Consider the following 22,129-nt stretch of genomic DNA (forward strand, 5'->3'; position numbering starts at 1 on the left):
AGTGAATAGATCGCCTGCCCGTTGTATTCCGCACGATACTTTCTTTTTGGTTACTTTAAGGTCAACTGGTGACGGAGCGTTACTTGGTTCGACTCATGTTTGAAGTTGTTGCCAAATTGCTACGATTTTCAGACCAGGTATTTAAAAAGATGCCAGAGAAAATGACCGCAGCACCGATTAGAACCCAATGGTCGATGGGTTCGTGATAAAGGATCATGCCAACGACCGCTATCGTGGGAAGCCGGGCAAAGTCGAATGGAATGACGACGGTGGCCGGGGCAATGGCCAGAGCATTGGTGATGCAGAAATGGGCCAGCAATCCGGCCAACCCTACAAGTACAAGATAAGGGGCCGTGGTTGCGTTCGGCAGTGAAACCTGACCATCGAAACCCGCCGCTACAGCCCCCAATACAGCCTGCATGGCCGTTAACCAGAAAACGATGCACCCAATGCTGGCGAATCGTGTGAGTTTCTTGGTGGTGATCGTTGTAAAGGCAAAGAAAATCGCCGACAGCGCCGCGGTAACAAGGCCGGGGCTCAGCGGTGCCGAGCCGGGTCGGGTGACGATCAAAACGCCTGCAAATCCGATAAGCGCTGCTACAATCTTAAGCGGGGTCAGGCGTTCTTTGAGAAACAGAGGGGACAGCAGAATGACCCAGAGGGGTTGCGTAAATTCCAGCGCAAAGACCTGCGCCAACGGGGCCACCGCAAGCGCATAGAACCACAGGTTTTGTCCTGTGAAATGCAGTGTGTTGCGTATGGCGTGCAATCCCAAGCGTTCCGTTGAAACCTGCGTCCAGTTGCCTGTGACGGTTAAAACGACAGCCACGGTAAAGAAACCCACGATGCTGCGGTACATCATGATCTCGAAAGTGTCGTGGGTCAGGCTCAACTCGCGCCCGGCAACGGCCATGGATGAAAAAGAGGCAATGGCACCGGTCATCCAGAGTGCAGCTTGAAGTGTTTTTGCTTGTGGCTGTGTCACGATAAATCTGCTGATCCGGGTGCGCCTACACAGCACTCTTAGGCATTCCGAATGTCAACGGGTCAATGGTCGTTTAGGTATGGAAAAGCCCAAATGCGCTACAATAAAAACAATACCGCTGGGCGACAGCAGTTAAATAGCATAACTCACAGAGTTTACGCGGTTTTCCAAAACCCGATCTACTGCGCATCGGCTCTGGTTGCAGGTGCATTCGATTTGCAGAACGTGGATCAAAGCGACCAACGTATCTGCAAATCCGAATTTCCCAACACTATTGGTCCTGAGTGTTGAGTAGAAAACGCCCGTGCTCAATGTGGCTGGTTTATTCCCACTCGATTGTTCCGGGCGGTTTCGATGTGATGTCATAGGTGCATCGGTTGATGCCTTTGACCTCGTTTATGATCCGCGTGGCGGTTTCGCCCAGGAACTCATGGCTGAACGGATAGTAGTCAGCGGTCATACCGTCGACTGAGGTGACGGCCCGCAACGCGCAGGCATAGTCATAGGTACGACCGTCGCCCATGACACCCACGGTGCGTACAGGCAGGATGGCGACAAACGCCTGCCAGATTTCGTCATACAAGCCATGCTTGCGAATCTGGTCGATATAAACGGCATCGGCCTCGCGCAGAATTTCCAGCTTCTCACGGGTGATCTCGCCGGGGCAGCGGATTGCCAAGCCCGGTCCGGGGAAGGGGTGGCGGCCGATGAAGCTCTGCGGCAGTCCGAGTTCACGGCCCAGTGCGCGGACTTCGTCCTTGAAGAGTTCACGCAGCGGTTCGACCAGTTTCAAACCCATCTTTTCCGGCAGGCCACCCACGTTGTGGTGCGACTTGATGGTCACCGAAGGCCCACCCGAGAAGGACACCGACTCGATGACATCCGGATAGAGCGTACCCTGAGCCAGGAATTCAGCACCCTCGATGGTGTCGGCGTGTTTCTGGAACACGTCGATGAACAGCTTGCCGATGATCTTGCGCTTGGTTTCCGGGTCGCTTTGACCTTCGAGTTCGCCCAAGAACAACTCGGTTTCGTCTGCATGGATCAGCTGAATATTATAGTTGTCGCGGAACATGCCCACGACCTCTTCGGCCTCGTTTTTACGTAGCAAACCGTGGTCCACGAAGACACATGTCAGCTGATCCCCGATGGCTTCGTGGATCAGGATCGCCGCGACCGAGCTGTCGACCCCGCCGGACAGACCGCAGATGACCTTCTTGTCGCCGACCTGTTCGCGTATTTTGCGGATCATCTCTTCGCGATAGGCACCCATGGTCCAGTCGCCCTTGAAACCCGCCAGCTTGACGAAATTCTCGTACAGTTTAGCACCTTTGGGCGTGTGATGGACCTCGGGGTGGAATTGCACTGCATAGAAGTGGCGCGATGCGTCAGCCGTGATCGCGTAAGGCGCGTTGGGCGAGGTGCCAAAGACCTCAAACCCGGGCGCGATTTCACTGACGTGATCGCCGTGGCTCATCCAGACCTGCTCATCCCCATCGACGAACCAGCCGTCCAGAACATCCAAGGTGTTTTCAGGGGTGACAAAAGCCCGACCAAATTCAGCAGTGCCGTGGCCGCTTTCCACCTTGCCGCCCAGTTGATGCATCATCACTTGCTGGCCATAACAGATGCCCAGAATTGGTACGCCATAGTCGAAAATCTCTTGCGGTGCGCGAGGCGAACCTTCGCGTGTCACGCTGTCGGGACCACCCGAGAAGATCACGGCGCGCGGGGCCATTTCCCGCACGAAATCCATCGTGACGTTCTGATATGGGTGGATTTCGCAGTAGACATTCAGCTCACGTAGGCGGCGGGCAATGAGCTGCGTTACCTGGCTGCCGAAGTCGATGATCAGAAGGCGGTCATGGGATGTCTGGGTCATGCCTGCGCCTTAGGGCAAGCCCGCTCAATTCGCAAGGGCGACATCCAATTCCTGTGGATTTTCAGGACCGGAAAAAAGCCAATTGTAAAAGTTTTGTAACAAAAATATGACAACCGGATGGAATCCTAGTCTGGATTCGTCTGGATAAGGATCATGAATTGCCGATTTCGATAGAAATTGCTGCGTTGAATCTGGCGCTGGCGTTGTTTTGCGGCGCATTGATCGGGTCGGAACGGCAAGTCCGACAGAGGATGGCGGGTTTGCGCACAAACGCACTGGTGGCCCTGAGCGCTGCGGCCTTTGTTGTGTTTTCTGCGCTGTTTCCGGATGAAGTCAGCCCAACCCGAGTGGCGGCACAGGTCGTATCCGGTATTGGATTTTTAGGGGCTGGGATCATCTTTCGTCACGGCTTCACGATCCACGGTCTGAATACGGCCGCAACCTTATGGTGTTCGGCGGCGGTTGGAATGATGGCGGGGACGGGGGCTTGGCTGTTCGCTTTGATGATGACGGGCTTCGTCATTTTCGTGAACCTGGGTCTCAGGCCATTGGTAAAATGGCTCAAGCGTACAACACGGGCCGGGGTTCCGTTGACGCAAGAATTCAAGATTCTGCTGCAATGCAAGGAAGAGACGCAGGCCGATGCGCGTGTCGCGGTTCTGAAGGCTCTGGCCCAAAATGACATTCGAATTGTGGGGTTCGAAAAAGGAGACGGCGCAGACGGGTCGCAAACAATCGCGGTTTTGGTTTCGATGGAAGTCCACCCCGAAGAGCTTCAGCACAAGGTGGTTGCGCCACTTATGCTGGAACCGAGTATCGAGAGTATTGAGTGGGATAGCGTTTCGGAAGCCTGATGAACTTTGACGTGATGTTCACCGCCAAGTAGGGTGGCAATGTCGCTTTTCCCCCTAGAGCGCCGCAATCCCGATGCCTACGATTCGGTAAACCTGTATCTAAAGCTTCAATCTAACCAACCAGACGGGATTTTCTCATGGCAGAGGCAAACACCCGGCGCAGGGCAAGAGGTGGCGGTGGCGCCGCCCGCCGAGCCGAGCGCACCGCAGTCAGAATAGAGACCGCGAAATACATCGAACGTAACATTCCGAATTTCGAGGTCCTTAATGAAGAGGCGCTTGAAATCATCGAAAACAACGCGGAAACCGTGTTGGAAGAGATCGGTGTTAACTTCGTCGACAACCCCGCTGCGATTGAACGTTGGCGTGAAGTCGGTGCCGATGTTGATGGGGAACGTGTTCGCATCCCGCGCGGCCTTGCGCGCGAGTTGATCAAGACTGCTCCAAGCCAGTTCACACAGCACGCCCGCAACCCCGAGAAATCGGTGGTTATCGGCGGTCGCAACATGGTTCTTGCTCCGGTCTACGGACCTCCGTTTGTGCGCGATGCGCAAGGTGGCCGTCGTTATGCGACCATGGACGACTTCAACAAGTTCGTGAAACTGGCCTATATGTCCAAATGGTTGCATCACTCGGGCGGTACCGTATGCGAACCAACCGACATTCCGGTGAACAAGCGCCACCTGGACATGCTGAAGGCGCATATGACGCTGTCTGACAAACCCTTCATGGGCTCGGTGACCGACCCCAGCCGGGCTCAGGACTCGGTCGAAATGTGCGAGATCCTGTTCGGTAAGGAGTTCGTGCAGGAAAACACAGTGATGACTTCGCTGACCAACATCAACTCACCGATGACCTTCGACGACGTGATGATGGGCTCGCTTGAGGTATATGCCCGCAACAACCAGGCGTGCATCATCTCGCCCTTTATCGTGGGCGGTGCGATGGCTCCGGTTTCGGTTGCCGGTACCCTGACGCAGGTTTTGGCCGAGGTTATGACAGGTGTGGCTTACAGCCAAATTGTCCGTCCAGGCGCACCTGCAATCTTTGGCGCATTTGTCTCGTCGATCGACATGAACTCGGGCGCGCCCACCTTTGGCACGCCTGAAGCAGCCCACATCACCTATGGTGCAGGCCAGTTGGCGCGTCGCCTGAACCTGCCATACCGGTCGTCGGGCTCGTTCTGCGGGTCGAAGCTGCCGGACGCTCAGGCCGCTTATGAAACAGCAAACTCGCTTAACATGGGCCTGTTGTCTGGTGTGAATTTCATGTTGCATTCCTGCGGCTGGCTGGAAGGCGGTCTGGTGGCCGACTTCGAGAAGTTCGTCATGGATGCAGATCAATTGGGCGTTCTGCATTCGCTGGCCAAAGGTATCGCATATGATGACAACGCGCAGGCCATGGACGCGATCCGCGAAGTCGGCCCAGGCGGTCACTATCTTGGCTGTGCCCACACCCAGGCGAACTTCAAGGACGCCTTCTGGAAATCCGAACTGCTGGACTACAAACCTTATGAAACCTGGCAGGAAGAGGGCGCACGGGATACGCGCACGCTGGCAACTGCGCGGGTCGAACATTTGCTGGCCAATTACCAGCAACCGCAGATGGACCCGGATACAGCTGCGGCGTTGGAAGCCTATATTGCTGAGAAAAAAGCTTCCATGCCGGATGCATTCGCCTGATTACTGAAAAGCGTGGGCGCGACTGGCCTGATACAGCTGCGCCTCACCCAACAATGCAATAAGCAAGTCCAGATGACGCACCAGTGAATAGGCAGCGTCGTCGTCTTTGCGTTGTGCATTCACTTCCTTTTCCATCTCTATCAAACGAAGCAGCGCCTGACCTGAACCCGGCAGCGAACCGTATCCCAAGATACGTTGCAGATGCCGGTCCCGATTGTAATCCTGCGCCCCGAATTTGGCGGCCCGCGTCAGCATACGTGGACGGCGAAGGGTTGTGATCATCGTCATCAGGTCCTGCATGTGGTGTATCCCTTTTCGTGAAGAATTCTGGGGGCTTTGTGACACAACCTAAGCGGGTGTTGCCTGAGTATCAGTCTGGCCGAACGATGGTTTCACGACTGTTTATCTTTTTGAATCAAATCTGGTTCGTGCCTTGGGCGGTTAACGAACGAGTAACGAATGGACCTCTAGTTAGAATTGGTTAACCCGCATTCCGAGGGCGAAAAGTGACAGTTTGTTTTGTCGACGAGGGCAAATAAAGATGGAAAACAACATGGCTTTCACCATTCCGGCATGGGTTCCAGAAGGGGCACAACGATACCTTGCCCATACCGAAACCGGCCGCTCGATCCGCGACATTGCGCGGTCAGCCGGATGCCATGCTTCAACGATCCTCAGGCAAATTCGGCGTATTGAGATGCGTCGCGATGATCCGTTGGTGGATGCGGCTTTGCAATCGCTTGCTGAAACGCATTTTTCGGTGTCGTGTGAGGGCGGCATGTCCTTTGCTGAGCAAGACGAGGCGGCAAAGGAAGGGGAGTTCGAAAACGAAGCCCTACGCATCCTGCGACGTCTGAGCGAGGCTGGATCTGTGCTTGCAGTGGCTGAGGAAATGGACAAGGCCGTTGTTGTCCGCGACACGGGCGATAACGCGGCAACCAGAACAGCGGTTGTCGATTGTAAAATCGCGCAGGCACTGGCTTTGAAAGACTGGATTGCCTGCGACAATCCGGGGCGTATCTCGCGATATCGGATCACGACGGCGGGGCGAACAGCGCTGAGCCACTTGATTGCGCAGGCAGAGAATAAAGCCCGGTCCGGGACAGAACCGGGCTTTGCCGAAGCGCAAAGCGGGTTTCAGACCAAACCGCTCGGTAGTTCCGCGCAGGGCGTCAGTCGCATTCGCTATAGCGCCACGGAAAGCCCCTTGACTGCGTTGGCCCGGCGCAGGGACAGGGACGGAAAACCGTTTCTGGACGACACGCTTGTCAAAGCGGGCGAACGTTTGCGCGAAGATTTTGAGTTGGCGCAAATCGGACCTCAGGTCACGCAGAACTGGGATCGTTTCCTGACGGCTGGGGGGCGAAATAATCACGACAGCGATGCGCATGGGGGGCGGGGCTTTTGCGACGCACGCGATCGTGTGGCACGCGCGTTGTCTGATCTGGGTCCAGGGCTAAGTGATGTTGCCTTGAGATGCTGCTGCTACCTTGAGGGGTTGGAGTTGGCAGAGAAACGTATGGGGTGGTCTGCCCGGTCCGGCAAAATTGTCCTGCGTATCGCCTTACAGCGGCTCAAACGGCATTACCTGGAACAAGCCGAACGCGACCGCATGATTGGTTAGCGTCACTGAAAACGCCAAAGGCCCGCCGAAAGCGGGCCTTTTCATATTCAAACAGTGGTTCAGGCCAGTTCCGGCTCGACCGCCTTTTGCAGATGTTCCATCAGGTTTTCCGGCGACGAGACGCCGTAAGGATCGTCGGGGCAGTTGTCCATCAGGCCGGGCTCTTCGAACCAGGCCTCGACCACGCCATCATTGACGATGGCGGCATAGCGCCACGAACGCATGCCGAAACCCAGATTGTCTTTGTCGACCAGCATACCCATCTTGCGGGTGAACTCTGCCGAACCGTCAGGGATGACTTTGACGTTTTGCAGACCCTGGTCCTGCGCCCATTTGTTCATAACGAAACTGTCGTTGACGGACATACAGTAAATCTCGTCAATTCCGTTGGCGGTGAAATCAGCAAAGCCTTTCTCGAATCCGGGCAATTGGTAGGTCGAGCAGGTCGGTGTGAACGCGCCCGGCAACGAGAACAGGATCACACGCCTTCCAGCAAAATAATCGGCGGTTGTCTTGTCTTCCCAGCGGAAGGGGTTCGACCCCTCGATGTTCTCGTCACGGACGCGGGTGTGAAAGGTCACGTCAGGCAGTTTTGCGCCAGATTTCATGTTCAAGCTCCTGTGATTCACTTGTGATTTTTTCGTGAGTTAAAACAGTTCTAAATCGCATTCAATCGGGGAAATGCTGCAGTCGCGAATTCTTTGGATGCGTGTTAGTTTTTGAAATATCGTATAAAAACCATTAGTGAGGTTGGTTTTGCTGCGGTTGCTTGGTTACGGTGCATAGCGGCTATGCGTCGCTGGTGTAACGCTGGTAACAGGTTTATGTTATACGTAACAAAAGTTGACCCAAAGTCAGGACATCTGCCCGTGCGAGATCTCAAGATCCCAGAACAACGCCATCCGGAAAAAGCGCATCGTCCGGATAACACACAACCCAAAAAGCCAAACTGGATCAGGGTCAAGGCGCCGGGTGGCAAGGGCTATGCAGACACGCGAAAGATCATGCGTGACAACAATCTGGTGACGGTATGTGAAGAAGCGGGATGCCCCAATGTTGGCGAGTGCTGGAGCCAGGGTCACGCTACCATGATGATCATGGGCGAGATTTGTACTCGGGGCTGTACCTTCTGCAATATCGCGACCGGTCGTCCTGACGAACTCGATGCTTTTGAACCCGGTCGCGTGGCGCATGCGGTGGAAAAACTGGGGCTGAACCACGTTGTCATTACTTCGGTGGACCGCGACGACCTGAACGATGGCGGGGCTGAACATTTTGCTCAGACTATTCGCGCTGTGCGCCACCGTTCTCCCAAAACCACGATCGAGATTCTGACGCCGGACTTCCTGAAATGTGAGCCCGAGGTGCTTGAGATTGTGGTTCAGGCAAAACCGGACGTGTTCAATCACAACCTGGAAACCGTACCGGGCCTTTATCCCGAGGTGCGTCCGGGCGCTCGGTATTTCCATTCATTGCGTTTGTTGCAGCGCGTGAAAGAACTGGATCCGTCGATCTTCACCAAATCTGGTATCATGGTCGGCTTGGGCGAAGACGAACAGCAGGTTCGTCAGGTTATGGACGACATGCGCGCGGCGGATATCGACTTTTTGACCATCGGTCAGTATCTGCAACCGACTCCAAAGCACCATGGTGTGGATCGTTTTGTCACGCCGGAAGAATTCGCGTCTTACGAAAAGGCGGCCTATGGAAAAGGCTTCCTGATGGTGTCGGCAACACCGTTGACCCGGTCATCGTACCACGCAGGTGATGATTTCGCCCGTCTGCGTGCTGCACGGCAAGAGAAGTTGCAGCAAGCGTGAGCCCGGAACTTTTTGCACGGCTCACCAGCCTGCGCCGCGAGCTGCACCAACATCCCGAGCTTTCGGGGCAGGAGGGTGAAACTGCTGCCCGGATCGCTGCTCTGTTGCGCAACGCCAAAGCTGATTATGTGTTAGCCGGAATCGGGGGCCACGGCGTGGCCGGTGTGTTTGAAAGCGGTCGTCCGGGGCCCACCGTGGGTATCCGATGTGAATTGGACGGGTTGCCGATTCAGGAAGTGTCTGACCTGCCTTATGCTTCAAAAACAAAAGGCAAAGGGCATCTTTGTGGACATGACGGCCATATGACGATGGTGCTGGGCGTGGCCGATGCTTTGAAATCCCAACGCCCGACATCTGGCCGCGTTGTTTTGATTTTCCAACCTGCGGAAGAGACCGGCCATGGGGCCATTGCGTTCCGGGCAGATCCCCAGTTTGGTGAGATTTCGCCTGATATCATACTGTCCCTTCATAACCTGCCGGGATTGGAGCTTGGCACCGTTGAACTTTGCACAGGCCCTGCAAATTGCGCCTCGCGCGGAATGCAGATTGTATTGACAGGCAAAACCTCGCACGCGGCCGCGCCTCAGGATGGGGTGTCACCTGCCGGTGCTCTGGCCAAACTGTTGCCGGCTTTGGCGGGGTTAGGGGCAGGCGGCGACCTGGATGATGACTATGCCCTGACCACGGTCACGCATGCCAAATTGGGTGAGCGCACAGTGGGTGTTGCGCCTGGGCGCGCTGATCTATGGGTGACATTACGAACAGTCTCAGACCGGCGGATGACGCGACTGATGACTGACGCCGAAGCGATGGTCCGTGAGACCGCGCAGGCCGAAGGTTTGTCGATCGAGATTACCTATGACGAGGTGTTCGAAGCCTGCGTCAATCACCCAGAAACGGTCTCAATCCTGAAGCAAGCCTGTGTTGATCAGGGCATTGCCTGCACGCTCGTGGAGCAGCCACAGCGATTTTCAGAAGATTTTGGCCAATTCGGCAAAAGCGCAAAAGCCGCGATGTTCTGGTTGGGATCGGGTCGGGATCACCCACAACTGCACAATCCGGACTATGATTTTCCAGATGCGTTGATACCCGCAGGTGTTGGGGTCTTCCTTAACGCCATTTACGCTATTCTTGGAAGGCGATCGTCAGTTTGAATTCACTCAGTTGGCGAGATCACCAACGATTCCAATCGCTTCTATGACTGTCTTCGTGTCATCTGATATCGACAAAATCTCGTCGTCCACCCGAATATATCTTTGACCCGGGCCCAGTGGCTTGAGCTTCCAATTGTCGAGATCGTCAATGTAGTCAAATCGCAAGTCATCCGGCAACTTTTGGCCGCGCGTATATCTTTTGATTTGGCCGGGTGGCACCGCCTTGCCGTTTGACTTGATGGCTTTTTCCACCTTGTTTTTGTTGGCCCCTTGCCCTTTGCCTTTGTTGTCCTTTGCAGCCCCTGCACTGGCTAGGGCCACGATCGCCATAACCACACCAACCGTCGCGACAATACGCTTCATCAACAGACCTCCATTGTTTTAAGGAACACTAGAGGAAAAGACGAGCTTACGTCTATTTGTATTCTGATAATGAAATGTCTTGTTCGGAATCCGCCCAGCAAGCGGTGAGTGATGGACAACCTATTAACCCGTAAACCGTACCTTGCCGATAAAGGGCAGGTTTCTGTTCCGCTGCGCGTAGTCGATGCCGTAACCGACCACAAATTCGTCTGGAATCTCGAATCCGATCCAGTCTGACCGGAAATCCACTTCACGACGACTGGGCTTGTCGAGCAGGGCGATTGACTTCAGGCGTGCGGGTTTGCGGCTTTGAAGCAGTTTTGTGACGTGATTCAGCGTGTGACCGGTGTCAACAATATCCTCCACAACCAACACATCGCGTCCTTCAATAGCGCCGCGCAAATCTTTGAGAATTCGAACTTCTCGGCTGCTTTCCATAGCGTCTCCGTACGAGGATGCCTCAAGGAAATCTACCTCAATCGGCAAATCCAATTCACGTACTAGATCGGCGATGAAGACAAAACTGCCGCGCAACAAGCCCACGACAACCAGCTTGTCGGTGTTGCCGAATTCTGCTGTGATCTCGCGACAGAGTTCTTCAATTCTGGCAGCGATGGCCTTGGCCGAGATCATCTCATCTATCACATATGCGCGGTCAGTCATCGCAGCCCCCTTGATCTTTGGCGCGCAACATACGACATGACGCGCCATTGTCACCTGCAAATACCGGACGCCATGCCTATCCATTCAGAAACTCGTCACCTGCCATATACCGCCCAGCAGATGTATGATCTGGTGGCTGACGTGGCCAAGTATCCGCAGTTTCTGCCGTGGTGCGCTGCAGCTCGTATCCGCAAGACATATGCTGTGGGCGAGGCCGAAGTAATGGAGGCCGACCTGGTGATCTCGTTCAAAGTGTTCCGCGAACGATTTGGGAGCAGGGTGACACTGTTTGCAGACCAGAAGAAAATCGATACCGAATATCTGGATGGCCCCTTCAAATACATGAAGTCCGACTGGCAGTTCGAGGACGCACCGGATGGGGGCTGCAACGTCTCGTTCCATGTGGATTTCGAGTTCAAGAATGCGATTCTGCAGGGGATCATTGGCGTTGTGTTCAACGAAGCCATGCAACGGATCGTGCGCGCGTTCGAGGCGCGGGCCCAGGAACTCTACGGCTAGGTCTTTACGCGGCAAGGGCGCACGCTAGACTGCGCTCATGAAGGATTTCACAGCATCATTGGCCGCTTTTGCGGCTGGCCCGATTTCAACGACTTCGCAGGCGCGGATTGTCACATCACTGTCTGTTCTGGATTGGGTGGCCGTAGGACGAGCGGGTGCGAACGAACCTGTCTCATCCATCATTCGCAAGATGGTTTTGGACGAGGGTAGCAAGGCACAGGCCCATCTTTTTGGCGGCGACGCAGCGCCAATGCGCGGCGCAGCGCTTGTGAATGGCACCGTGTCTCATGCGCTGGATTATGACGACACGCATTTTGCTCATATCGGGCATCCGTCTGTGGCCATCTTGCCGGCAGCGCTTGCTGTGGCCGAGTGGGATGATCGTATACTGGTCGATTTGCTCGAAGCCGCTTTGATTGGGATGGAAACCTCAATTCGTGTTGGCCTGTGGTTGGGTCGGGGCCACTATCAGGTCGGATTTCATCAGACAGCCACGTCCGGTGCATTTGGGGCCGCCGTCGCCGCAGGGCGATTGTTGGGCTTCGATATAAATCAGATGCGATCCGTTCTGGGGCTGACGGCGACCCGGGCGGCCGGGCTGAAGGCTCAGTTCGGGACGATGGGAAAGCCTTATAACGCAGGTCTTGCGGCGTCTGCCGGGACAGAAACTGCCTTGTTGGTGCATCACGGGTTTGAGGCCAATGCTGATGCACTGGAAGGCCCGTTTGGATTCGGCGCAACCCATCAGGGCGCGTCGGATTTAAGCGCGCTGGATGGTTTGGGTGATGAATGGTTGTTCGAAAGCGTAAGTCACAAATTCCATGCCTGTTGTCATGGCTTGCACGCCGCGCTGGAAGCGGCGCGTGAACTGGACATCGCCGAGCCTGAAGTGGCCGAGATCAAGATCAAAACCCATCCGCGCTGGATGAGTGTGTGCAATCAGCTGACACCTGAAACCGGGTTAGGTGCCAAGTTTTCATACCGTACAGTCATCGCGATGCAGGCACTGGGGTATGATACGGCTTTACCGGGCAGCTATATGGACAAGGTTTGCGCCGACCCGCGGATTAAGTCATTGCGTGACCGCATCACGGTTGAAGCGGATGAAAGCTTGTCAGAAACGCAAGCCAATCTGGCTTTGTTGCGCCGCGATGGTATCCGCCGTGAAGCAACCCATGATCTGCTGACCCCAATGTCGTTGTCTGACCGCGAGGATCGCGTGCGCGCCAAAGCGGCCAAACTGATCGGAGCGGATAAGGCGGACGCGATCTGGTCGATGCTGCGCACCGGAGGTCGAGCCCGCGATCTGGCCGCCAAACTGACAGGTTAAACCACGCGCCAGTGCAATGGAAAGCCGGGGTCAAAAACGGTAACGGGCCCGTCTCCGGTGTCGATCTTGTCGGGGTATTCGACTGGTTCGCCCTTGGTCAGCGTAATGGTGCCTTCGTTCACGGGCAGTCGATAGAACGCGGGTCCATTCAGCGAAACAAAGCCTTCCAGTTTGTCCAATGCACCTTCGCGGTCGAACATCTCAGCCACCAGTGACATGGTGTTGGTTGCCGTGAAGCAACCCGCGCAACCACATGCCATTTCCTTGTTGTCATCCGTATGCGGCGCGCTGTCGGTGCCAAGGAAATAACGCGGATCGCCCGAAGTCGCGGCTTTCAGCAACTCTTGGCGGTGCTCTTCGCGTTTGGCGACGGGCAGGCAATAGTAATGCGGTTTGATTCCACCGACGAGAATATGGTTTCGATTGATGATCAGGTGATGCGCCGTGATTGTCGCGCCCAGGTCTGCCTCATTGGCTTTAACATACTGAACGCCGTCGCGGGTCGTGATATGCTCCATCACCACGCGAAGGCCCGGAGTCGCCTTTCGGATTGGGTCCAGAACGCGATCGATGAACACAGCCTCACGGTCGAAGATGTCGATCTCAGAATCCGTCACTTCACCATGCACGCAGAGCGGCAAGCCAATCTCAGCCATACGCTCAAGCACGGGGCGGACATTGTCGAAGTTCCGCACACCCGAATGCGAATTGGTTGTGGCCCCGGCAGGGTACAGCTTGACCGCTTTGACCAATCCGCTTGCATGAGCAGCAGCCAGATCGTCCGGGTCCGTATCCTCGGTCAGATAGAGGGTCATCAACGGCTCAAACGACATTCCGTCGGGCAGCGCGGCCATGATGCGGTCGCGATAAGCCGCGGCGTGCGCGCCGGTGACAACCGGGGGCACCAGATTGGGCATGATGATCGCACGGCCAAAATGGCGCGCGGTTTCGGGCAGAACGGCCTGCAGCATGGCGCCATCGCGCAAGTGCAAATGCCAGTCGTCGGGGCGGCGGATCGTGAGGGTATCGGTCATGGCTTTCCGCTAGCATAGCTGTTGAAAAAGACCAACCGCGACCGCGCTCATTGGCAAAAAAACTTGTCAACCAACCCGAACGTCGTAGCTGTGTCTTGGCGTGAGGTCTTGACGCACAGGTCTGTGCGTGAACTGTTTGAACGCTAAGGAGAGAGGGTTCCATGACGCAACCAAATTCAATTGACGCCGTGCAGCAGATGTTGGGAGCCCAGGGCTATGTATGCGGACGCGCCCTTGCGACGGTTGTTTTCCTGTCGCTGAAACTGGGCCGACCTTTGTTTCTGGAAGGTGAAGCGGGCGTTGGGAAAACCGAAATCGCCAAAGCCTTGGCCTCGGGTTTGAACCGTCGCCTGATCCGCTTGCAATGCTACGAAGGTCTGGACGCCTCTTCTGCCGTCTATGAATGGAACTTTCCCGCGCAGATGGTTGCGATCCGCACGGCTGAGGCGTCGGGCGGGGCGGATCGGGGTGCATTGCAGTCCGAACTGTTCTCAGACGAATACCTGATCGAACGCCCGTTGTTACAAGCCATGCGGCCAGACGAACATGGCGCGCCGGTCCTGCTGATTGACGAGCTGGACAGGACCGATGAACCTTTCGAAGCCTTCCTGCTAGAGGCTCTCAGTGATTTTCAGGTCACGATCCCCGAGTTGGGCACCGTTAAAGCACCAGAGCCGCCCGTTGTCATAGTCACGTCAAACCGCACGCGCGAGGTGCATGACGCCCTCAAACGCCGCTGCCTTTATCATTGGGTCGACTATCCCGATTTCGAGCGCGAGATCGAAATCCTGCACGCCCGCGCACCCGAAGCCGCGGATGCCCTCAGCCGGGAAGTTGTGGCCTTTGTTCAGCGTTTGCGCACCGAAGATTTGTTCAAGAAGCCCGGCGTGGCCGAGACAATCGACTGGGCCAAATGCCTGTTGGCGCTGGATGTGATGAACCTGAGCCCTGAGGTGATCGGCGACACGCTGGGAGCAATCCTGAAATACCAGGACGACATCCAGAAACTACAGGGGTCCGAGGCGAAGCGCATTCTGGACGAGGCTAAGGCCACCCTCGAACCGGCCTGATGCTTCACCTTTTCCCAAATACTCCGGGGGTATGGGGGCAGAGCCCCCATGGGTGCTGATGGCAGAACAACTCCCGCTGGAAATACCGGACAACCCGAAGCTGGCCCAGAATATCACGCACTTCGCCCGTGCTCTCAGAAAGGCGGGTTTGCCAATCGGTCCGGGGCGCGTGATTGATGCCATCAACGCTGTGCAGGCGGCAGGGTTTACCGAGAAACGGGACTTTTACTGGACGCTGCACGCCTGTTTCGTGAACCGCCCGGAACACCGCACGGTGTTTGCGCAAATCTTTCGAATGTACTGGCGCGATCCGCGATACATGGAACACATGATGGCCATGATGCTGCCCGCCATTCGCGGCGTTCAGGAAGAGCGCAAGGCCGATGCCGGTGAAAAACGCGCAGCCGAGGCGTTGCTGGATGGCGTCGAACAGGATCTGCCGGAACCCGTCATACAAGATGAGGGCGAAACCGAAATCGAGATTGACGCTACTCAGACAGCATCATCCGAAGAACGTTTGCGCAATCTCGATTTTGAGCAGATGAGCACGGCCGAAATCGCGCAAGCCAAACGCGTTTTGGCACGGATGACCCTGCCGGTTAAACCCATCGAGTCGCGCCGTGGGCAGGCCAGCCATCTTGGCCACCGTATCGACCGTGCCCGAACGTTGCGCGCGGCAATGCGACAAGGCGGCGAGCTGCGCACTATAGCCAGGCTTCAGCCCAAGCCGCGCTGGCCTAACCTTGTCGCGCTTTGTGATATTTCTGGATCCATGAGCCAATACAGCCGGATCATCCTTCATTTCCTACACACGGTGTCCAACGCCAAGGGGGCGGGGTGGGCCAAGGTTCACGCCTTCACATTTGGCACCCGTCTGACCAATATAACGCGCCATCTTCATCAAAGAGATGTGGACGCAGCGCTTGCCGCCGCTGGGTCCGAGGCGCAGGATTGGGAAGGAGGCACACGCATCGGCGACTGTTTGCACCAATTCAACCGCGACTGGTCCCGTCGTGTCATGGGGCAAGGGGCGGTGGTTCTGCTGATCACGGACGGTTTGGAACGGGGCGACCCGGAGATTTTGCAGAAAGAGATTGAACGCTTGCATCTGTCCGCAAGACGCTTGATCTGGCTCAATCCGTTGTTACGTTGGGATGGGTTCGCCCCGAAAGCACAGGGCGTTGCGGCAATGCTGCCACACGTGGACAGTTTCCGGGCAGGACATTCGATCGCCTCGCTCGAAGACCTGGCCGACGTGATCTCAGAACTCGACGACCAGGGTCAGAAAGCCCGGCTGATGGCCGCGCTTTCCGGTTAGGCACTTACGACAGCTGTTCTGCGTTGCACTTGCGCGCCATTTCCATGGCTTTGTATGTGCCAGTCAAGTCGACCGTGAACGCATACGCGGTTTCGGGGAACACGATCATGACTTTTTTCTTGGCCAGATCATCAGCGAATTGGGGGTTGTCAGACAGAACGTAACCGCCCGAATAGCCCTTGGTGATATTACCCTTCATTCCGGTGGCTTCACCCAGATAGATATTGTCGCCAATCAGGATAGCGACTTCTTGCGTTTCGCCCCGTTTGATATCGGTGTCGGCTTTGGTGAACACACCGACATAGCCAACGCCGCGGTCTTCGGTCAGACCCATCTGAACGACGTTTTCCGCATCGTCCACAGCCTCGATCAGGCAGGATTTCTTTTCATTGTCGATAAAGACCTTCCAGCCTTCGACTTCACCATAGCGTTCGAACGTATCAGCCCATGCTGCGGTCGCGGTCAAAAGACCAACCGCTGCGCCCAGTGTTAAAAAACGTTTCAACTGCTTGTCTCCGATATATAAATTTTGGATACGCGGTCTGGCAAAATACCAGTTGCGTGGGCAGGCTAAAACGCGGCCTCCAAACAATCAATCCTATGATTTATTGAATGAGGCCGAGGTTTAGCCGGGTTCGGGAAACAACCGGTATAGACCATTTGGCAAGACGGCGGCGCTTTTCATCGCGCCAATCCTGCCTATGTTGGAGTCGGACGACATCTGGAGGGTCTGATGGAGCGATTCGACAACAGCCCGGAAACGGCTCTGGACTGGCACCGCAGCGGGCGTGGCGCGGCCTTGGCTACAGTTGTCGAAACCTGGGGCAGCGCGCCACGGCGTGTGGGATCGCAACTGGTGATCGGTGGAGACGGGCGGATTGAAGGCTCGGTTTCCGGCGGTTGTGTAGAAGGTGCGGTGATCGTTGAAGCGCTTGAAGCCTTGGACGAGGGCGAAGCCCGGCTTTTGGAATTTGGCGTCAGCGATGAGGACGCCTTTGCTGTGGGGCTGGCCTGCGGCGGAACGATCCGTGTTCTGGTCGAACCCATTGGCAAGGTCCTGCCCGAGCCCATGCTGGCAGAATTGGTCGCAGCCCGTGCTGCGCGCGCGCCCGTGGCGTATGAGGTGAACACAAATACTGGACACAGGGCCTTACGTCGCAACGCCTACGCTGATCGGTTGCGCATGGACCGGTCCGGGTTTGAAGAGGACGGCGAAACCTTTGTGGCCGTTCACAACCCGCCTTTGCGGCTGCTCGTTGTGGGTGCCGTCCATATCGCACAGGCACTTGTACCGATGGCGCGCATTGCGGGCTATGATCCGGCCATCATCGATCCGCGCGATGCCTTTGCATCCAGCTCGCGCTTTCCAGGGGAGACAATCCTGACTGATTGGCCGGACGAAGCGGTGGCCAAGCTGGGGCTGGATGCACGCACCGCCATTGTCTTGCTGACCCATGATCCCAAGCTGGACGACCCGGCGCTGCAAGCGGCACTTGATGCAGGAGTATTTTATATCGGCGCTCTGGGCTCGACGCGCACCCATGCCAAACGGGTGGATCGCATGAAAGCCGCAGGGTTCACTGAGGAACAGATTTCCAGAATTCACGGCCCGATCGGATTGGATATTGGTGCTGCGGGACCTGCAGAAATCGCCGTTGCTATTCTGGCTCAGATGACAGCGGTCTTGCGGGGCAAAGCATGAGGTTTGGCCCGGTTCCCGTAGCGCAGGCCGAAGGGGCCATTTTGGCGCATTCGGTGACGGCAGGCGAGCGTAAGCTGCGCAAAGGATTGGCATTGCAGCCCGAAGATATCGTGCAGTTGACGCAAGCTGGGCTAAGCGAAGTCATTGTCGCACGGCTTGATCCCGGTGACTGCCATGAGGACGAGGCCGCACGGGCTTTGGCGGCGGCCCTTGCGCCTGATGCTGCCGCAGCCAACCTGCGCGTGACCGAGGCGTTTACCGGGCGGGTCAACCTTTTGGCCGATGGACCGGGGGTGGCCGTTCTGGATGTCGCCGCGCTCGAACGGTTCAACCAAGTCAATCCGATGATCACAGTGGCCACGGTACCCCAGCATCAGCAAATGGGACCAGGAGGTATGGTGGCGACCATCAAGGTTATCTCTTACGCTGTGCCCGAAGAGGATGTCCAACGCGCCGCCGCTTTGGCACAGGGCGCAATCCGTTTGGCGCGTCCGGTTCACCAAACAGCCGGACTGATCGTGACGGACATTCCGGGCGGGCCACCGAATGAGAAAGGGATTGCCGCTATTCGGGGCCGGGTCGAGTTGCTGGATATGGAGCTGAGTGATGTGCAGATCGTTCCGCACAGGGTCGATGCTCTGGCCAAAGCGGTTTCGCAAAGCGATGGCGATGTTTTGATGATCCTGACAGGGTCTGCGACGTCGGACCCGGAAGATGTGGCGCCGTCGGCTGTGCGTCTGGCTGGCGGGCAGGTGGATCGCTTTGGAATGCCGGTGGATCCGGGAAACTTGCTGTTTTTGGGCGCCTTGCGGGATCGCCCGGTCATTGGATTACCAGGCTGTGCGCGTTCTCCAGCCTTAAACGGTGCCGATTGGGTTCTGTCTCGGATCGCGTGTGGAATTGAGACTACGGGTGCTCACATAGCAGCGATGGGGGTTGGCGGGCTTTTAAAGGAAATTCCGACCAGACCGCAGCCGCGTGCCAAACGCAAAACCTAGACGTATTGACGTGCGCTGGCCGCATCTCAGCAAGGTTGTCAGAGCTTCCTGAGCTTTGGCAAAACACCGGGCCGCCAATAAGCCCCCGTGTCTTCCCGTGCTTTTTGGTACTGTTCCACGCGTGCCCGGGCGTCCTTGCAACCGGCCTCGAACAAATGCCCGAGCAAACATTCCAACACGGCCATCGCGCCGGAAAAGCTTGAAAATGGGTGCAAAGTTCGGGTGCTGACAGACAGGATTACATCCGGTTCGACCCCGGGCGCGATCACCTCGCTATCCGACAGCAACACGATACGCATGGACCGGTCGCGGGCAAAGCGCATCGATTGTATCGTATCGGCGGAATAGGGATGGACGGTGATGGCAAACAGACAATCTTCAGCCGTGGCTTCGACCAAATCGTCAATGGCTGAGCCCATGTGACGGGGCACCAGCTGCAATCCGGGATGGGCCATGCGGCCTGCGTAGTGAAAGTAGTAGGCCAGGGCGTGGCTGGACCGTGTCGCCGTCACGTAACAGCGCCGCGCGGAAACCATGTGCCCAATGGCTTGTTGTGTCAGATGCGGATCCATCAGGCGCAAGGATCGCGAAACCACATTCATCTCGTTCTGAGCGAATTTGACCTGCGCCAGATGAAACGGGTCTTGCCCCGACGGAGCCTCCAACCAGCCTTGCCCCAGCCGGTCTTCGCTGTCAGTTGTCAGAGCGCGGCGAAATGGTTGGCGAAATGCGTCGAAGCTGTCAAAGCCCATGCGCTGCGCAAGCCGTACCAACACGTTTGAACTGATGCCGATTCTGTCCGCTGTTTTACGGATAGGGTTCAGTCCAAAGTCGCCAGGATGATCGACAACATACTTCGCCGCGACCTGCATTTGCGCAGGCATCTGATCAATCTCGCGCCTCAACTGATCCGTGAGTGCCATCAGGGTAGGGGTCATGGTTAAAATAAAACATATGTTTTCTATAGCGTAAATTGAAAACGTATTGAGTGGGGGCTAGCTGCAACCTTGTAAGAGGAAAGAACAGATGAATCCCATCCCTGCCGACGACAGCAAAACCCACTATATTCTAGTCGCGCCCAATGGCGCGCGGCGCACTAAAGCAGATCATCCTGCCCTTCCGGTCACGATAGATCAGATCGTCGAAACCGCGCGGGCCTGCCACCTTGCAGGGGCGCAGGGCATTCATGTTCATGTGCGGGACGCGAATGGTCAGCATTCGCTGGATGCTGGATCGTATCTGGAAACGATCGCCGAGTTGCGCCGCATCGCGCCGGGGTTGGATGTTCAAATAACAACCGAAGCGGCCGGAGTATTTGACGTTCCCGCGCAGCTGGCCTGCTTGGAACAGGTGCGTCCAGACTGGGCCTCGATTTCGGTACGAGAGATTGCGCGCGACCTCAACCTTGCACCGCATGTCTATGCGCTCTGTGCTGATCAGGGAACGCGGGTTCAGCATATACTTTACGATGCAGAAGACGCGCGGCTGTTGGACCAGTGGCAGCAGGATGACATTGTTCGTAAGGATCAGACGGACCGGCTGTTTGTTCTGGGACGCTATAGCGAAGGTCAGCAATCTGTACCGGCAGATCTGGATGCCTTCCCGAAATGTCAAAACTATTGGATGGTCTGCGCGTTTGGCGCACAAGAACACGCCTGTCTGGCCGAAGCAGCGCGGCGCGGGGGTGATGTGCGCGTTGGATTTGAAAACAGCCTGACGGGGCCGGATGGCACGCCGTGGGCGGACAATGCCGCTTCGGTCGCGGCTTTGGTTGAACTGCTTGGAAAGGCCAGAACATGAGTCACGTATTCCCACGCCACACCAAATCGGACCTACCCATCGCAGCAGGTGGGGAAGGCTGCTATCTGATCGACGCCCAAGGCAAGCGGTACCTGGACTGCGGTGACGCGGCCGTGTCTTGCCTGGGGCATTCCAACCCCGCAGTGATCCGCGCCGTGCAGGATCAGGTGGAACAGATCGCCTTTGCCCACAGCGGTTTCATGACCTCTGAACCGGCTGAGGCGCTGGCGGATCTGTTGATCCAGCACGCGCCGGGCGATTTGGACCGGGTCTATTTTGTATCGGGCGGGTCTGAGGCAACCGAGGCGGCAATCAAACTGGCGCGTCAGTACTTTCTCGAGACCGGTCAGCCCGAGCGTCGGCATGTCATCGCGCGAAAACAAAGCTACCACGGCAACACGCTGGGCGCTTTGTCTGCCGGGGGCAACGCCTGGAGGCGTGCTCAGTTCGCACCGATGCTGATTGAGATGACGCATATTTCGGCTTGTTATGAATACGCCGAAAAACCTGAAAGTGAGGGTAGCTTTGACTATGGTCAGCGCGTTGCCAACGAGCTTGAGGCTGAAATACTACGCCTGGGTCCGGACACAGTTATGGCTTTCATGGCAGAACCCGTGGTCGGTGCAACCCTGGGCGCGGTTCCGGCTGTTGAGGGGTATTTCAAACGTATCCGGGAAATCTGCAACCAATACGGGGTGCTGTTGATCCTGGATGAGGTTATGTGCGGTATGGGGCGCACAGGCCATCTGTTTGCCTGCGATCATGACGATGTTGCGCCGGATATTCTGTGCATCGCCAAAGGTTTGGGGGCCGGGTATCAACCGATCGGAGCTATGCTGTGCACCGGGGCGATATATGATGCAATTCGGGATGGGTCAGGTTTTTTTCAACACGGGCACACCTATATCGGTCACCCGGTTGCTACGGCTGCTGCACTCGCGGTGGTCCGTGAACTGACGGAACGGGATTTGCCAGCCCGAGCCGGGGTCATGGGAGACAAAGTGCAATCAGCCCTTGAGGCTGCGTTTGGACAGCACCCGAATGTCGGCGATCTGCGTGGGCGTGGCCTTTTCCGCGGGATCGAGCTGGTGTCCGATCGGGGCACCAAAGCTCCGTTCGATCCGTCTTTGGGCATTGCCGGAAAGGTGAAGAAGGCTGCAATGGCTGAAGGCTTGATCTGTTATCCGATGGCGGGGACACGGGATGGACGTAACGGAGATCACATTCTTCTGGCACCACCTTTTATCATCGGAGACGCGCAGATTGACGAACTTGTCAGCAAATTGGAACGGGCGTTGAGCGCAGTTATCTAACGGCGGTAGAAACGAAAA

The 22,129-nt window shown here is 56.5% G+C and carries 22 protein-coding genes; 13 read left to right on the plus strand and 9 right to left on the minus strand.

Annotation, left to right across the window (positions count from 1 at the left end; all coding sequences use genetic code 11):
- Nucleotides 1-79: 79 nt before the first annotated feature.
- Both I9187_RS06800 and guaA read right to left on the minus strand, forming a co-directional pair.
- Nucleotides 80-943, minus strand: a complete 864-nt coding sequence (locus I9187_RS06800; protein ID WP_171176193.1) for a DMT family transporter — start codon at nt 941-943, stop codon at nt 80-82.
- A gap of 364 nt (nt 944-1,307) precedes the next feature.
- Nucleotides 1,308-2,867, minus strand: a complete 1,560-nt coding sequence (gene guaA / locus I9187_RS06805; RefSeq protein WP_171174376.1) for a glutamine-hydrolyzing GMP synthase — start codon at nt 2,865-2,867, stop codon at nt 1,308-1,310.
- A 158-nt stretch (nt 2,868-3,025) separates the two neighbouring features.
- Between guaA and I9187_RS06810 the strand changes: the two genes are divergently transcribed.
- The gene (locus I9187_RS06810; RefSeq protein WP_171174373.1) at nt 3,026-3,721 is read left to right on the plus strand and encodes an MgtC/SapB family protein; all 696 of its coding nucleotides are present in this window, start codon (nt 3,026-3,028) and stop codon (nt 3,719-3,721) included.
- Nucleotides 3,722-3,858: 137 nt separating this feature from the next.
- Entirely contained in the window at nt 3,859-5,403 is a 1,545-nt protein-coding gene (locus I9187_RS06815; protein ID WP_171234154.1) for a trimethylamine methyltransferase family protein, read from the plus strand.
- Here I9187_RS06815 and I9187_RS06820 read toward each other — a convergent pair whose 3' ends face one another.
- Nucleotides 5,404-5,703: a DUF6477 family protein gene (locus I9187_RS06820; RefSeq protein WP_171174369.1), complete on the minus strand. Its 300-nt coding sequence runs from the start codon at nt 5,701-5,703 to the stop codon at nt 5,404-5,406. It lies immediately after the preceding gene.
- Between the two features lie 241 nt (nt 5,704-5,944).
- Here I9187_RS06820 and I9187_RS06825 point away from each other — a divergent pair, with 241 nt between their 5' ends.
- Complete coding sequence (locus I9187_RS06825) at nt 5,945-7,027, plus strand: DUF6456 domain-containing protein (RefSeq protein WP_171174367.1); 1,083 nt, start codon at nt 5,945-5,947, stop codon at nt 7,025-7,027.
- A gap of 59 nt (nt 7,028-7,086) precedes the next feature.
- On the opposite strand, the gene I9187_RS06830 is transcribed toward I9187_RS06825, so the two are convergent.
- Nucleotides 7,087-7,635, minus strand: coding sequence for a peroxiredoxin (locus I9187_RS06830; protein ID WP_171174365.1), 549 nt, complete (start codon nt 7,633-7,635; stop codon nt 7,087-7,089).
- A 261-nt stretch (nt 7,636-7,896) separates the two neighbouring features.
- Between I9187_RS06830 and lipA the strand changes: the two genes are divergently transcribed.
- Both lipA and I9187_RS06840 read left to right on the plus strand, forming a co-directional pair.
- Nucleotides 7,897-8,847 carry a lipoyl synthase gene (gene lipA / locus I9187_RS06835; RefSeq protein WP_171174363.1) on the plus strand — a complete coding sequence of 317 codons (951 nt, stop codon included), beginning with the start codon at nt 7,897-7,899 and terminating at the stop codon, nt 8,845-8,847.
- Nucleotides 8,844-10,001, plus strand: coding sequence for an amidohydrolase (locus I9187_RS06840; protein ID WP_171174361.1), 1,158 nt, complete (start codon nt 8,844-8,846; stop codon nt 9,999-10,001). Before lipA ends, I9187_RS06840 begins: the two co-directional genes overlap by 4 nt.
- Nucleotides 10,002-10,007: 6 nt before the next feature.
- Here the strand turns inward: I9187_RS06840 and I9187_RS06845 are convergent, their stop codons facing one another.
- Together I9187_RS06845 and hpt are read right to left on the minus strand one after the other, a co-directional pair.
- Entirely contained in the window at nt 10,008-10,364 is a 357-nt protein-coding gene (locus tag I9187_RS06845; RefSeq protein WP_171174359.1) for a hypothetical protein, read from the minus strand.
- A 123-nt stretch (nt 10,365-10,487) separates the two neighbouring features.
- A complete protein-coding gene (gene hpt, locus I9187_RS06850) occupies nt 10,488-11,027 on the minus strand; it encodes a hypoxanthine phosphoribosyltransferase (protein ID WP_171174357.1) in 540 nt (179 codons plus the stop codon).
- Between the two features lie 72 nt (nt 11,028-11,099).
- Between hpt and I9187_RS06855 the strand changes: the two genes are divergently transcribed.
- Both I9187_RS06855 and I9187_RS06860 read left to right on the plus strand, forming a co-directional pair.
- On the plus strand, nt 11,100-11,546 hold the full coding sequence (locus tag I9187_RS06855) for a type II toxin-antitoxin system RatA family toxin (protein ID WP_171174355.1): 447 nt from the start codon (nt 11,100-11,102) through the stop codon (nt 11,544-11,546).
- Nucleotides 11,547-11,583: 37 nt separating this feature from the next.
- Entirely contained in the window at nt 11,584-12,876 is a 1,293-nt protein-coding gene (locus I9187_RS06860; RefSeq protein WP_209940119.1) for an MmgE/PrpD family protein, read from the plus strand.
- On the opposite strand, the gene pyrC is transcribed toward I9187_RS06860, so the two are convergent.
- On the minus strand, nt 12,873-13,910 hold the full coding sequence (gene pyrC / locus I9187_RS06865; RefSeq protein WP_171174351.1) for a dihydroorotase: 1,038 nt from the start codon (nt 13,908-13,910) through the stop codon (nt 12,873-12,875). The two genes, I9187_RS06860 and pyrC, sit on opposite strands and share 4 nt — an antisense overlap.
- A gap of 161 nt (nt 13,911-14,071) precedes the next feature.
- Between pyrC and I9187_RS06870 the strand changes: the two genes are divergently transcribed.
- Both I9187_RS06870 and I9187_RS06875 read left to right on the plus strand, forming a co-directional pair.
- Nucleotides 14,072-14,980, plus strand: a complete 909-nt coding sequence (locus I9187_RS06870) for a MoxR family ATPase (protein WP_171174349.1) — start codon at nt 14,072-14,074, stop codon at nt 14,978-14,980.
- A gap of 58 nt (nt 14,981-15,038) precedes the next feature.
- Nucleotides 15,039-16,298 carry a VWA domain-containing protein gene (locus tag I9187_RS06875; RefSeq protein WP_171174347.1) on the plus strand — a complete coding sequence of 420 codons (1,260 nt, stop codon included), beginning with the start codon at nt 15,039-15,041 and terminating at the stop codon, nt 16,296-16,298.
- A 4-nt stretch (nt 16,299-16,302) separates the two neighbouring features.
- Here I9187_RS06875 and I9187_RS06880 read toward each other — a convergent pair whose 3' ends face one another.
- The gene (locus I9187_RS06880; RefSeq protein WP_171174345.1) at nt 16,303-16,803 is read right to left on the minus strand and encodes a hypothetical protein; all 501 of its coding nucleotides are present in this window, start codon (nt 16,801-16,803) and stop codon (nt 16,303-16,305) included.
- Nucleotides 16,804-17,031: 228 nt separating this feature from the next.
- On the opposite strand from I9187_RS06880, the gene I9187_RS06885 reads away from it, so the two are divergent.
- Together I9187_RS06885 and I9187_RS06890 are read left to right on the plus strand one after the other, a co-directional pair.
- The gene (locus tag I9187_RS06885; RefSeq protein ID WP_171174343.1) at nt 17,032-18,000 is read left to right on the plus strand and encodes an XdhC family protein; all 969 of its coding nucleotides are present in this window, start codon (nt 17,032-17,034) and stop codon (nt 17,998-18,000) included.
- Entirely contained in the window at nt 17,997-18,998 is a 1,002-nt protein-coding gene (locus I9187_RS06890) for a molybdopterin-binding protein (protein ID WP_171174341.1), read from the plus strand. The genes I9187_RS06885 and I9187_RS06890 overlap by 4 nt, the downstream gene beginning before the upstream one ends.
- Before the next feature lie 38 nt (nt 18,999-19,036).
- Here I9187_RS06890 and I9187_RS06895 read toward each other — a convergent pair whose 3' ends face one another.
- Nucleotides 19,037-19,921 carry a MurR/RpiR family transcriptional regulator gene (locus tag I9187_RS06895; protein ID WP_245223148.1) on the minus strand — a complete coding sequence of 295 codons (885 nt, stop codon included), beginning with the start codon at nt 19,919-19,921 and terminating at the stop codon, nt 19,037-19,039.
- 103 nt (nt 19,922-20,024) lie between these two features.
- Here I9187_RS06895 and I9187_RS06900 point away from each other — a divergent pair, with 103 nt between their 5' ends.
- Nucleotides 20,025-20,798: a 3-keto-5-aminohexanoate cleavage protein gene (locus I9187_RS06900; protein ID WP_171174336.1), complete on the plus strand. Its 774-nt coding sequence runs from the start codon at nt 20,025-20,027 to the stop codon at nt 20,796-20,798.
- Nucleotides 20,795-22,111 (plus strand): aspartate aminotransferase family protein, encoded by a 1,317-nt coding sequence (locus I9187_RS06905; RefSeq protein WP_171727507.1) that lies wholly within the window; start codon nt 20,795-20,797, stop codon nt 22,109-22,111. The genes I9187_RS06900 and I9187_RS06905 overlap by 4 nt, the downstream gene beginning before the upstream one ends.
- Nucleotides 22,112-22,129 lie beyond the last annotated feature (18 nt).

It is taken from the genome of Ruegeria sp. HKCCE4148 (assembly GCF_017872495.1).
Classification (GTDB): domain Bacteria; phylum Pseudomonadota; class Alphaproteobacteria; order Rhodobacterales; family Rhodobacteraceae; genus Ruegeria.